Source organism: Erwinia psidii (genome assembly GCF_003846135.1).
Classification (GTDB): Bacteria; Pseudomonadota; Gammaproteobacteria; order Enterobacterales; family Enterobacteriaceae; genus Erwinia; species Erwinia psidii.
In genome coordinates this window covers 17,672-29,948 of record NZ_RHHM01000007.1, presented here as the reverse complement: position 1 = coordinate 29,948, position 12,277 = coordinate 17,672, and the positions used below count along the sequence as shown (strand labels likewise).

Annotated in this window: 10 protein-coding genes and 2 tRNA genes; 5 read left to right on the top strand and 7 right to left on the bottom strand. The window is 49.9% G+C overall.

Features of this window, described 5'->3' with window-relative positions; translation table 11 throughout:
* Positions 1-40 precede the first annotated feature (40 nt).
* A complete protein-coding gene (tusE, locus tag EB241_RS10070) occupies positions 41-367 on the bottom strand; it encodes a sulfurtransferase TusE (RefSeq protein ID WP_124233050.1) in 327 nt (108 codons plus the stop codon).
* A gap of 124 nt (positions 368-491) precedes the next feature.
* A complete protein-coding gene (yccA, locus tag EB241_RS10065) occupies positions 492-1,148 on the bottom strand; it encodes an FtsH protease modulator YccA (RefSeq protein ID WP_124233049.1) in 657 nt (218 codons plus the stop codon).
* 218 nt (positions 1,149-1,366) lie between these two features.
* Between yccA and EB241_RS10060 the strand changes: the two genes are divergently transcribed.
* The 4 genes from EB241_RS10060 (at position 1,367) to agp (ending at position 7,051) form a co-directional block, all read left to right on the top strand.
* A tRNA-Ser gene (locus EB241_RS10060) sits at positions 1,367-1,454 on the top strand.
* A gap of 2,515 nt (positions 1,455-3,969) precedes the next feature.
* Positions 3,970-4,776, top strand: coding sequence for a tryptophan 2,3-dioxygenase (locus EB241_RS10055; RefSeq protein ID WP_233592584.1), 807 nt, complete (start codon positions 3,970-3,972; stop codon positions 4,774-4,776).
* A gap of 265 nt (positions 4,777-5,041) precedes the next feature.
* Positions 5,042-5,129 (top strand) — tRNA-Ser (locus EB241_RS10050).
* A 419-nt stretch (positions 5,130-5,548) separates the two neighbouring features.
* Positions 5,549-7,051 (top strand): bifunctional glucose-1-phosphatase/inositol phosphatase, encoded by a 1,503-nt coding sequence (gene agp / locus EB241_RS10045; protein WP_124233047.1) that lies wholly within the window; start codon positions 5,549-5,551, stop codon positions 7,049-7,051.
* Positions 7,052-7,257: 206 nt separating this feature from the next.
* Here agp and EB241_RS10040 read toward each other — a convergent pair whose 3' ends face one another.
* From EB241_RS10040 to EB241_RS10025, 4 genes are all read right to left on the bottom strand, one after another.
* Entirely contained in the window at positions 7,258-8,631 is a 1,374-nt protein-coding gene (locus EB241_RS10040) for an NAD-dependent succinate-semialdehyde dehydrogenase (RefSeq protein WP_124233046.1), read from the bottom strand.
* A gap of 169 nt (positions 8,632-8,800) precedes the next feature.
* Positions 8,801-9,031 carry a YccJ family protein gene (locus EB241_RS10035; RefSeq protein WP_124233045.1) on the bottom strand — a complete coding sequence of 77 codons (231 nt, stop codon included), beginning with the start codon at positions 9,029-9,031 and terminating at the stop codon, positions 8,801-8,803.
* Positions 9,032-9,048: 17 nt separating this feature from the next.
* Positions 9,049-9,648 carry an NAD(P)H:quinone oxidoreductase gene (wrbA, locus tag EB241_RS10030; RefSeq protein WP_124233044.1) on the bottom strand — a complete coding sequence of 200 codons (600 nt, stop codon included), beginning with the start codon at positions 9,646-9,648 and terminating at the stop codon, positions 9,049-9,051.
* Between the two features lie 22 nt (positions 9,649-9,670).
* Positions 9,671-9,898, bottom strand: coding sequence for a hypothetical protein (locus EB241_RS10025; protein WP_124233043.1), 228 nt, complete (start codon positions 9,896-9,898; stop codon positions 9,671-9,673).
* Between the two features lie 101 nt (positions 9,899-9,999).
* Between EB241_RS10025 and EB241_RS10020 the strand changes: the two genes are divergently transcribed.
* Positions 10,000-10,914: a DMT family transporter gene (locus tag EB241_RS10020; RefSeq protein WP_124233042.1), complete on the top strand. Its 915-nt coding sequence runs from the start codon at positions 10,000-10,002 to the stop codon at positions 10,912-10,914.
* On the opposite strand, the gene rutG is transcribed toward EB241_RS10020, so the two are convergent.
* On the bottom strand, positions 10,911-12,239 hold the full coding sequence (gene rutG / locus EB241_RS10015; RefSeq protein WP_124233041.1) for a pyrimidine utilization transport protein G: 1,329 nt from the start codon (positions 12,237-12,239) through the stop codon (positions 10,911-10,913). The genes EB241_RS10020 and rutG overlap by 4 nt on opposite strands.
* Between the last annotated feature and the right edge of the window lie 38 nt (positions 12,240-12,277).

Sequence of the window (12,277 nt, the reverse complement as noted above, 5' to 3'; positions counted from 1 at the left end):
CAGGAACAGCTGATTTTCGCAACAGGGTTTGAAAGAGAGCTTAAAGGCATTTAACCGGTTTCGGTAGACCAGCTATTTTAGTCGCCTGTTTCGCGGGACCTTTAGGGAAAAGTCGGAATAAATAGCGGCTGTTTCCTTTTTCCTCGCCATATTTTTTTGCCATTGCCTTAACCAGCATGCGCACAGCAGGCGAAGTATTGAACTCCAGATAAAATTCGCGCACAAAAAATACCACTTCCCAGTGTGCTTCACTCAGGACGATACCTTCCTCTTGGGCCAGTAAGGGAGCTATTGTCTCATTCCAGTCGGTAATGGACTTCAGATAACCCTGTGCGTCACGCTCAATTTCTTTGCCATCAAAATACACTGTGCTACCTCTTTCTTTTTAGCGGTACGCAGTTTAACAAAGATTATGGCCGGAGAGACACTGGCTGTTTTTCTTCAGACAAAAAAGCTCCGTATGTGGAGCTTAATTTAGATGAGTCGGGGTGTCAGTTGCTACGCGACATCCCAAGGAGGCTAAGCAGGCTTACAAAAAGATTATAAACAGAGACGTAAAGGCTCACCGTGGCGCGTATATAATTGGTTTCACCGCCATGAATGATGTTACTGGTTTCCCAAAGGATTGCCCCTGACGAAAACAGCACAAACATAACGCTGATAGCCATATGCAGTGCGGGAATATGAAGGAACAAATTGGCGACCACGGCAACCAGAAGCACCACGAAGCCTGCCATCATCATACCGCCGAGAAATGACATATCCTTGCGGGTTGTCAGCACGTAGGCCGAACAGCAGAAAAACACCAGTGCGGTGCCGCCAAGCGCAAGTCCAATAACATCGCCCATTCCGGCAGAAAGCAGGCTGCTCAGCAATGGTCCAAGGCAATAGCCAAGGAAGCCGGTGAACGCAAAGGCTGCCAGAATACCTGCCGGACTGTCAGCCAGTCGGTAAGTCAGAAACATCAGCCCGTAAAAACCAACCAGCATCAGGATAAAACCAGGAGCGGGCAGGGCAAACGCGGTACTCAGCGTTGCAGTCAGTGCAGAGAAGGCCAACGTTAATCCAAGGAGAAAATAGGTATTACGCAGAACCTTATGAGTGGATATCAACGCGCTTTGACGGGGGTTTGTTACTGTGCGATCCATATAATGCCTCCCAGGGTCATTAAACTGGCCTTGAGCATAAGGATCAACGTGCAGAGTGGAAAGGTGTTTTACCCATCTTTACGCGATAACCTGCTGTTTCCCGGCGAAGAATTGGCGAAAATAGCGGCAGAAAATCACTCAGAAGGCTGTTTTCCAGGCAACCGAACTAAAACACGCTTTACATTGCACAGGAGGATGTTTATAGTGCGCGTCATTGCGGAGGGGTGGCCGAGTGGCTGAAGGCACCGGTCTTGAAAACCGGCGACGGGAAACCGTTCGAGAGTTCGAATCTCTCCTCCTCCGCCATCTTTTAGCAAATCAATAACGCATTGGTTTGTCATGAAAAAATAAGCTCGTGCAAGCGGGCTTTTTTTGTACCCTACGTTTTGTTTGCCCTGTATTTTACTTAGCATAAATTCCAGTCATAAAAATACTTCATAAAACGGACGATGACACCAGAAATTGGTGGTCCGGTTTTCGTGCTGTGTCCTGCCGCACTTGGTCCGAACCTGGCTTATGCTCAAAGATGCTGCGGGATGTCAGATGAGACATTTTTTACCATTATCGTCATGACATATTGCACGATGGCCGGTTCGGCATGCCGCGGAATGATACCCGTACTGCTGCTTCAGCAAGCTGTTTCAGATACAGCGCCGTCAGGGCCACGTATATGATCATAAAGGTTACCGCCTGCAGATGCTGAATGTTCGCCGCAAAGGGAAACAAGCGCCTGCCGGCATGCCTTCCTTCAACACTGACTGCTACACGGGCACTGGCAATGAGTTTTATGCATGACGTGCTGACTTTTGGTCGACCTTCTCGCTCCGTTAACGTTGTGGATGACCTTCATCGTAAAGCGCCGGAACCAGAATGGACCTGAATATTCCGGCACAGTAGGTAGCCTGGCGACTGGATCATATTGTTGTGCCAGCAGTGAGTGAGGATGGACAATGGCGCTGAGTTTACCTGACGGGCAGATGGCTGACCGTGAACCGCCCGCATCAGTCCCTGAATAATTTTACGCCGGAAGCACGACGGATGATCAATGATCACGCCGGAACACTTAAAAAGTGTATGGAGCTAAAACGGGGTACTTTTCGAGGTGTGTTTGGCTCCTGACTCTGAAGCGCACGGCTGGAGGTGAGTTAATGATTTACCTGAATATTATACCGGGCGTGCAGGGTATTCATAATGAATATGTCATTGTATGTACTGAATAATCCGTAGTGTTCGCCAAAAAAGATTTTTATGGATCTCTCCAGTAAAAACTTTTCCCCATCGGTTTTCTGTCTGACCGCAGTTGCGCTTAATGCCGGTATCTTAATCAGGACACAGGCACGCCTTTTGGCGGCTGATGTATTTTTAACCAGTAATACTCAGGTTATGTTTTTAACTGGCGTTCGGTTTGGAGTGAAATTATAATATTTTCTTGATATTAACAAAAACACCCTAAAAAATAACTAACTGTAACTATATGAATTATTTTAATTAAATAAAAAAATCCTCATGCGTAATTCAAAAAAAATACGCTGAGGTATTCACTTACTTCCTGATTCATGGATAATGCCATCGGTTCCAAAGCAGTGGGAAAGTAACCAGGAAGACCTGATGAAAGAAATAACCTTAATCTGTTTTAGATTGTTAATTTCTTCATGGCAGAAGCTGAATTCTAATTCAGATATATCTTAAGTCGGTTTGCTTTATATTCATGTGATTTATTTTTTTTAGTTCATCATTAAGCCTTGTGCTTGAGACATCTCTTTTTAATCAGACAGAGACAGGAAAATGGCTGATAATAATCTGTTAGCATTAAAAAAATAACACCCGAAATTATATGGTTTTCAAATAATATATCCGCGCAGATTGCGATGGTAGTGAATGATAATACCGACTCTCATGGGGTATTTTGCTACCACGCGTACAGGAATATGTCACTGGTGTCTGATTTGATGCACTGTTATGTGATATATCATCATTAATAATGTCGGATGGTTTTGCAGATTGTTGGCCAAATGTGCGTAATATTTTTAATAAAGATATTTTGCGGGAACATATGCTCTTCTGCAGCGCGATACACAGAGCACTCAATGTGAGTGTCTGTAAGAGCTGTATGCGTCCGGGCAGTTACCTGGTAATGATGGGCGAAAAATGAGTAACATCGTAAATAATGCTGTGGCTCCACTTACAGTGGTAAAAAAATACTACGCCCTTTCGGTGCCATCTGTTGTTGCGCAAAGTGCAGGCGGTCGTATTAGTGAGGAAGGTAATTACTAACCGCCCTGATAAAGCGCCTGCGAATGACTCGTTCAAATTGGTTTCACATTCATTAATGATGGTGGGGGGCCACTATGATTTTGCTCTGCCGCTGGTCATCAGTGTCAGACCGAAGAGCAGACGTTAATTGATTGGTGCACTCAACGTCAGCGAACATTGATGCCGTAAGTGGATCAGCTGAAATCAGCGATGCAGTCGAAGATATCATCGAGTTTATACGTAAAGTGAACCGCTATATTACCGCTCTGGCCCTTTAAAAGCAGGCAAAAGATCCTGACGGTCTGAGCAGCTCAACGGGGAGCTTCAGACATTGCATAAAGGACTTGCGCTGGTATTGAAGCGCTTTACACGCTAATGCCGGATAAAATGGTCAGTTCGCGTAAAGCGCCGGGGTTGTCGCCGTTACGATTGAAATTGCAGTCATCATGGCAATTTCAGCGCGACAGCCGTGTCGGTCAGTAATCGCGTATTCTGTTTTCGAAGGCAGCTGCTTAATAAGTTGCAGTAATTTTATGATTTTTATTTTCCTTAGCTACAGGATGTCATGATGCAGTGCCCATTTTCTCAGACCAAAAATTCGACTTTGTACGATAATGCCGTGATGGACTACAGCGACTATCTTCAGCTTGACAGGATACTCAGTAGTCAAAAAATGTTATCCGATGTACCGGAAGAAATGCTTTTCATTATTCAGCATCAAACTTCTGAACTTTGGATGAAGCTACTGCTCCATGAATTAACGCAAGCGGTATCCTTTATACGTAGGGATGACGTTGATCGCACTTTAAGTTCTTTGAACCGTGCCCATACTATTATGTTGCATCTTATTCATGCCTGGGAAGTACTGGCGACACTCAGTCCGGTAGACTTTTTAGCTATGCGCGATGTGCTGGGCAGCGCTTCAGGGAAACAATCACATCAATTCAGGGAAATTGAGTTTTTGCTTGGCAATAAAAACCCCAATACGTTGGAAGACTATTCTGGCAATCTGGGGGCGCTTCATGCTCTGAGAACCCGTCTTGATGAGCCTTCTTTAAATGATGAGGTTATCTGCCTGTTAGAGCGTCATATATCATCTCCTCTGAGTAATAAAGACGGCGTGGAGCAGGCATGGCTACAGATTTATCAGCAGCGCTATACGTACTGGTCGCTCTATCAGCTGGGAGAAAAGCTGGTCGATATCTCTCAGGGCTTCAAAAACTGGCGTTTCCAACACATTGCTACGGTTGAACGTATTATTGGTCATCGTCCCGGAAGTGGTGGCACCAGCGGTGTGGATTATCTGCGGTCGACGCTGAATCATGAATTGTTTCCTGAACTTTATCGCATGCGAACCGGTCTACAGCTTGTCTGATATAATTCTGTCAGAGCCTGAAAACTCTGCAGTATCTGAAGCAATGCCGGTAAATCATACAACTTAAACTCATCTCCGTGCGCAACCTGCTGTTATTTTGCCCTGCGTGCGGGGTAAACCGTATCGACAAAAGCATATAATTTCAACAAAATAGGGAAAGTTTTTCTTGGCAACCCCTGGTCTGTTCTCTATAATGCACGCCGTTGGTTGTTCAGACTTGTTGAGGGATAATTTTCTCTGCTTTTCGGATAACAAACAAAAGTGCGGAGGGGTGGCCGAGTGGCTGAAGGCACCGGTCTTGAAAACCGGCGACGGGAAACCGTTCGAGAGTTCGAATCTCTCCTCCTCCGCCATCAAATTTAACGGGTCAGCGTAAGCTGGCCCGTTTTGTTTCCCCCACCGGCCCCCGCCACCAATGACTCAGTTCGGAACAGATCGCGTTTCTTCCACCTCTGTTGATGTATCTGGTCTGTAAAGACAATACTTTGCTATATTCTCAGAATAAATGATCCGAAGTCTGGTTAGTTTCATTTGCCACTTTGTCCTGAGCCAACACTCGAAATTCGTGTGTACTTCGTGTAGGCTCCGGGCTGTTGAACATCCGGCATACTGCAATAAGCTGTTCCCGGTGATACAGGCCCTGAGTGCCGATACCCGGTCTTTTCTCTGTTGCGCTGTTGCAAAGATCATCCGCGTTGTCGTGAATTTTTGGCCAACGGTTGCTTTTAACGCTGGTCGGGTAATTTCCCCTCTGAATCAATGGATAAAACACATGATTAAAAAGTTTAGTCTTTGCGCGTTGGCGGTCTGTTCAGCAGTGAGCGGAATTTCAGCTTATGCGGCTGATGACAATTTCCAGCTTGAACAGGTTTTAATGATGAGCCGCCATAATCTTCGCGCACCGCTTGCCGACAACGGTAGCGTGCTGGCGCAATCTACGAAAAAAGCCTGGCCTCAATGGGATGTCCCCGGTGGACAACTGACAACAAAAGGTGGCGTGCTTGAAGTCTACATGGGGCGCTATACCCGTGAATGGCTGGTACAGCAGGGGGTATTAAAGGGCGGCCAATGCCCCGGCAGTGATGAGGTTTATGCATACGCCAACAGTCTGCAACGCACCGTTGCTACCGCGCAATTTTTTATCACCGGGGCATTTCCCGGCTGCGATATTCCGGTTTCCCATCAGGATGAAATGGGCACGATGGATCCAGTGTTTAACCCGGTGATCACCGATGACAGTGACGCTTTCTCGAAACAGGCGCTGACGGCGATGAACAGCGCTGCGGGTCAACTTGCCCTGAAACCTGCTTTTCAGCGTCTGGAAAAAATAACCGACTATAAAAATGCTGAAGCCTGTAACGGTAAAAAGCAGTGCGATCTTTCCGGCGGTAATCAAAATAAATTCTCTGCTGATAAGGGGAAAGAACCCGGCGTTACTGGTCCACTGAAAGTGGGTAACTCGCTGGTTGATGCGTTCACTTTGCAGTATTACGAAGGTATGCCGCTTGATCAGGTAGCCTGGGGGCAGATCAAAACCGCTGAGCAATGGAAAGAGCTTTCAGCAATCAAAAACGCCTATCAGGACACGCTGTTTACTTCACCGGAAGTGGCGCGCAATGTAGCCGCTCCGTTGGTTGACTACATTCGCAGTGTGTTTGTGGATGAAGACAAAGCCAGTGCACCAAAAGTAACTCTCATGGTCGGTCATGACTCGAACATCGCTTCACTGTTGACTGCACTGAATTTCAAACCGTACACGCTGCCCGAACAGAATGAACGAACGCCAATTGGTGGGATGATCCAGTTCCAGCGTTGGCACGACCGGAAAAACAACCAGGAACTGGTTAAAGTGGAATATGTTTACCAGACCAGCGATCAGTTACGCAACGCAACGCCATTGACGCTTGATACCCCTCCTAAAAGGGTGACGCTTGAAATGAGTGGCTGCAAAACGGATGTTAACGGTTTCTGCCCTTGGGACCAGTTCACTCAGGTGCTGAACAACGCCCTCCAGGGAACGCCGGTGGCGGCTGAACAGCCTCAGCAACCTGCTTTTACAACTGCCCCTGTCGCCGTTAAGCAGAGCGCTGGCGATGCGGTTAGCGATCGGGCGGCGGCAAAGCAAGCGGAACCGGCGAAACCGTCTGCTGGCAAAGAGAAGGACCTGACGGATAAGGCAGCAAAAGAGAGCGACACCAGAAGCAAAAACGGTGATAACGATAAGCCTGTAAAGAAGGCGTCATCTCAACAACCCGCTGCTGATAAAGCATCCTGATTGTAAAAATGGCGGTGAAAAGCCGCCTTACTGGGACAGCGTTGCTTCAGCTGGTCGTGGGAGCGCTGTCACGCTTAAATAAGAAGTACCTCTGCCGGTGCTGCCAAATCCGCAGATAAACAGGACAGTGCCAGCACGCACTGAAAAACCACGTCCCACAAGGCGTGGTTTTTCAGTTAGCAATAAAAAGCCAGAATCAATGCGTGTCAGCTGTTGCTGACAACAACCAGTTTCTGGTTGACGAACTCCTTAATGCCCAGATCGGACAGCTCGCGACCATACCCGGAACGTTTGACGCCGCCGAAGGGCAGTTCTGCTGAGGTATTAGTGGCGGAATTTATAAACACCATCCCCGTTTCTATTGCATAAGCCAGCTTCTTGCCACGGGCGATATCGCCCGTGAAAATCGCTCCCCCAAGGCCATAATGGGAGTCATTGGCGAGCTGTATCACCTCATCATCATTTTTGACCACGTAAACCTGTGCGACCGGACCAAAAAACTCCGCAAAGTAAGCCGGATTATCACGAGTGATACCGGATAAAATAGTGGGCTGATAGAAGCAGCCGTCACCGTCCACCACCTTACCGCCAAGATGCAATTTCGCGCCTTTGGCCACGGCGTCATCAACCTGTTTTACCAGCGTATCACGAGCCGAAGAGGAGGACAGGGGGCCGAGCGTGGTGCTTTCATCGAGGGGATCGCCGATTTTCACTTCCCGAAATGCCTGAATAAATTTTTCAAAAAAAACATCGGCCACTTTTTCATGGACAATAAACCTTTTTGCAGCGGTGCAGACCTGGCCGCAGTTACTCAACCGGGCACCCGCTCCGGTGCTGACGGCTTTGTCGAGATCGCAGTCGTCCAGCACCACAAACACATCATTACCCCCCAGTTCCATGGTGGTCTTTTTCAGGTATTTTCCCGCCTGTTGTGCCACAGCGCTTCCCGCGCGTTCTGAACCGGTCAGTGCCGCCCCCTGTACCCGATCGTCGGCAATCAGGGCTGCAACCTGCTCATTGCTGATAAACAGATTAGTCCAGGCTCCCTGCGGTGCGCCAGCCTCGCTGACCAGTTCGGCAAACAGGGTCGCGCAATGTGGCACATTAGCGGCATGTTTCGCCAGGACCGGATTGCCAACGGCAAGGTTTGGCGCCAACACACGCATTAACTGATAGTAAGGAAAGTTCCAGGGTTCCACCGCAACCAGAACGCCAATGGGATGATTTTCGATCCAGGCTTCGCCCAGCTCGCTTGGATAGCGGACAGGAGCCAGAAAACTCCCGGCGTTTTCTGCATAATAGCGAGCAATCTGAGCGCAGGTTTTCACTTCGCCACGGCTTTGAGCAATAAGTTTGCCCATCTCAATACTGGCAACTTTTGCCAGTTCATCCACGCGGCTGTCAATCAGGTCGGCCATTTTTTTCAGGATCTGCAAGCGTGACTGAATTGGGCCTTTTGACCAGTCGGAATGATAAAGGTCATCTGCAATAGTCAGGGCCTGTTCAATCTGCTCCTCACTGTGTTCAGGCCAGTTTTTAAGCAATTTATTATTGTTGGGATTAATTGTCTGATAAGACATAGGGCTTCCTTCTGGCGTTGTGTGCCTGACGGACAGGCTGTTCAGTGTGGATTAAGCGTAGTTAACCCATGGGCTGTTTGCCAGTGGGGAGCAGGGTGGGAACAGCATGATTTACCGACGGAAAACCATAAAAAAGGGCGGAATGTCCGCCCAATTTTGTGTTGATACGTCAGACATTTTTCCGCTCAACACGCTTGTTGTCCCAGGTCAGAACATCCTCGTGGGTTTTATCGAAGGCGCGCAGCAGTACCTCGTCACTTCCCTGTTGCCGCCAGATCTCTTCAGCCAGCCTTTCGTCATAGTCAGCCACTTCGAAAATAGCTTCGGCGATCTCGGGAGATGTTGCCCGAAGGTTGGCCCATTCTTTGACGTGATGGGCTTTTGACGGTTGTGTTGCCATAATGATCTCCAGTGCAATTATCCGTTCAGACGCACCGCCAGCCCGGCGACATATTCCCCCTGATAGCGGGCAATATTCAGTTCCTCCTCGCTGGGTTGTCGCGAGCCGTCGCCACCTGCGATGGTGGTGGCGCCATAAGGAGTGCCACCACGCACCTTCGAAATATCAAACAACTCTTTTGTGCCATAGCCGACAGGAACAATGACCATGCCGTGATGGGCCAGCGTGGTCCAGGTTGACGTGATAGTCTGTTCCTGACCACCACCGGTGCCCGTGGAAGAAAAAACGCTGGCGAGTTTGCCGTAGAGAGCACCTGATGCCCATAATCCTCCGGTGCGGTCAAGGAAGGTACGCATCTGACCTGCCATATTGCCAAAGCGGGTAGGGGTGCCAAGCAAAATTGCGTCGTACTCTTTCAGTTCTTCCGGCGTGGCTTCTGCTGCCTTTTGCGCCGTTTTTCCGCCCACTTCCGCAAAGCGGGCGGCATCCATCGTTTCCGGTACGCGTCTGATGGTCACACTGGCACCACTGACCTTGCGCGCCCCTTCGGCAACCGCTTCGGCCATGGTTTCAACATGTCCATACATTGAATAATAAAGCACTAAAATCTTCGCCATTTGTCACTCCCTGTTTGGATGTTTACCTGCTCTGCAGGATGAATGGCTGCGAACAGCTGTTCACCGCCCGAAAGTTGAGTATAGATGAGGCCACTTCTGTCTGCTGAACAGAGCCGAAAATGGCGTCCCGGGCATCAAAAATGGCCCACGGCGGAGAAAAATAAGTGAAGGGAATGGCAAAAAATGCTCCGTAGCCGCAAAGGAGGGCGTAGTCCTTGTGGCTATCGGGATTAAATCCCGACAGCATCATTTTTCTCTCCGCCCCGCCGCCTGGTCCGACGGTCCTGTTTCCCGGTTGACCATCGTCTTAACACTCTGCAAACTGGCAGCTAAATTCTTTCTGAGACGGCTATGTCGACCTTTCTCTCCCGCTACACACTTTCTCTTACGCGACAGGAACTGGTGCTGATTCTTATCACCGTTGTATGGGGTTGTACCTTCCTGACCGTACACCATGCCATGACCGTAAGTGGCCCCTTTTTCTTTGTCGGCGCAAGATTTGCCACGGCAGCATTAATCCTTGCGGCGTTCTCATGGCGTACCCTGCGTGAAATAAGCCGTGCGGAAATCAAAGCGGGTATATTTATTGGTATCGCTATCGGATGTGGCTATGGTCTGCAAACCTATGGTATGCAGACGATTACCAGCAGTAAATCAGCGTTTATTACCGCGATGTATGTCCCGCTGGTGCCACTGATCCAGTGGCTTTTTCTACGGCGTCTTCCGGGAGTAATGGCATGGAGTGGGGTTGCACTTGCCTTTACCGGCCTGATGCTGTTAGCCGATCCGACGGGGAGCCAACTCGCTTTTGACGTGGGTGAAAAGGCGACATTACTGAGCACGCTCGCTATTGCGGCAGAGATCATACTGATTAGTGTCAGCGCCGGGAAAGTGGATGTAAAAAGGGTGACAGTGGTGCAGCTTGGCGTTGCTTCGCTGCTGTCGTTCGGCATGATGGTGCCAAATGGAGAGTCTGTTCCATTTTTTTCACCGTATCTGTTGTTCAGTATTGCCGGCCTGGCGGTAGCCAGCGCGGTGATCCAGGTGACGATGAACTGGGCACAGCGTAGCGTATCTCCCACCAGGGCGACGGTAATTTACGCGGGCGAGCCGGTATGGGCGGGAATTGCTGGGTGGATGGCCGGGGAACGCTTACCCGCCATGGCACTGGCGGGTGCGGCACTGATCGTTACCGGCGTACTGGTCAGCGAACTCAAGCTGAAAAAAGCGAAGGAAAGACCTTCGCCAGATGCAGGGATTGATTAACTGTCCTGCTGCGCGATATTGCTCTCATTAACCGCCGCTACTCTACGGTGGCTGAGTATTGCGTTGAGGATAATGGCGCCAAAAGTGGCGGTGCCGATACCACCCAGGGTAAAACTGCCAATTTTCAGCGCAAAGTCGCCAGCGCCCAGTACAAGGGTGACGGCGACCATGATCAGGTTGCTGTTCTGCCCTAAATCCACTTTGTTCTGGACCCAGATACGCGCACCCGCAACGGCAATCAGCCCAAATACCACAATAGAAGCCCCGCCGATCACCGGACCGGGAATGGTATGGATCAGTGCGCCAAATTTAGGTGAGAATCCCAGCAGAATGGCGATGGCCGCGGCGGCGACAAATACCAGCGTTGAATAGACCCTTGTTACCGCCATTACGCCAATATTTTCAGCATAGGTGGTGACGCCGCTGCCGCCGACTCCACCTGACAACATGGTCGCCAGGCCGTCACCGACAAATGCCCGTCCGATCCAGGTGTCAAGGTTTTTTCCCGCCATACCGGCCACCGCCTTGATATGTCCCAGGTTTTCCGCCACCAGAATCACTGCCACAGGGGCTATCATAAACATCGCATGACTGTCGAAGACTGGGGTGGTCATCCCCGGCAGGCCAAACCAGCGGGCGTTGGCAAGCTGGCTGAAATCCACCGGTCTGCCAAGACCCAAACCATTGGTCAGCAGGGCATATATCGCCCACGCCGCGATCAAACCGACGAGAATCAGCAGGCGCTGCACCATGCCACGGGTGAAGACGGCCACCAGCCCGATACAGACAACGGTCATGACTGCCATCCAGCTGTCAAACATCGAGCCGGAAACGCTGTGTACCGCAATTGGCGCAAGATTGAGGCCAATTGCCATCACGACGGCACCGGTGACTACCGGAGGCATCAGCTTCTCTATCCAGCGGGTCCCTGCTTTCATGACGACAAAACCAATCAGGGTATAGACCAGACCGCAGGCGATAATGCCGCCCAGTGCAAGACCGAGATGTGGGTTCAGCCCTTGCCCGTTAAAGCCGGTTACCGCAATCACTACCCCTACAAAGGCGGCGCTGGAACCGAGATAGCTGGGAACCCGCCCTGCGGTGATCAGGAAAAACAGCAGGGTGCCGATACCGGACATCAATATCGACAGGTTAGGATCCAGACCCATTAGCAGCGGCATAAGCACGGTGGCACCAAACATCGCTACCGCGTGTTGCAACCCCATAATCAGTGTCTGTCCCAGCGGTAGCATTTCATCGGGGGCAACCAGCCCCTGAGCCGTTGCAGACTGTTTGCGCCATTGTGGGAACCAGGAATTTGCCATCGTTTTCTCCCAGGAGAATAAATAAAGCAGTGACCGCC

Bases quoted from the DNA above. Each gene is read 5' to 3' on its own strand.
- yccA (WP_124233049.1), bottom strand. From the start codon at position 1,148: ATGGATCGCACAGTAACAAACCCCCGTCAAAGCGCGTTGATATCCACT.
- EB241_RS10055 (WP_233592584.1), top strand. From the start codon at position 3,970: ATGCAGTGCCCATTTTCTCAGACCAAAAATTCGACTTTGTACGATAAT.
- agp (WP_124233047.1), top strand. From the start codon at position 5,549: ATGATTAAAAAGTTTAGTCTTTGCGCGTTGGCGGTCTGTTCAGCAGTG.
- EB241_RS10040 (WP_124233046.1), bottom strand. From the start codon at position 8,631: ATGTCTTATCAGACAATTAATCCCAACAATAATAAATTGCTTAAAAAC.
- EB241_RS10035 (WP_124233045.1), bottom strand. From the start codon at position 9,031: ATGGCAACACAACCGTCAAAAGCCCATCACGTCAAAGAATGGGCCAAC.
- wrbA (WP_124233044.1), bottom strand. From the start codon at position 9,648: ATGGCGAAGATTTTAGTGCTTTATTATTCAATGTATGGACATGTTGAA.
- EB241_RS10025 (WP_124233043.1), bottom strand. From the start codon at position 9,898: ATGATGCTGTCGGGATTTAATCCCGATAGCCACAAGGACTACGCCCTC.
- EB241_RS10020 (WP_124233042.1), top strand. From the start codon at position 10,000: ATGTCGACCTTTCTCTCCCGCTACACACTTTCTCTTACGCGACAGGAA.
- rutG (WP_124233041.1), bottom strand. From the start codon at position 12,239: ATGGCAAATTCCTGGTTCCCACAATGGCGCAAACAGTCTGCAACGGCT.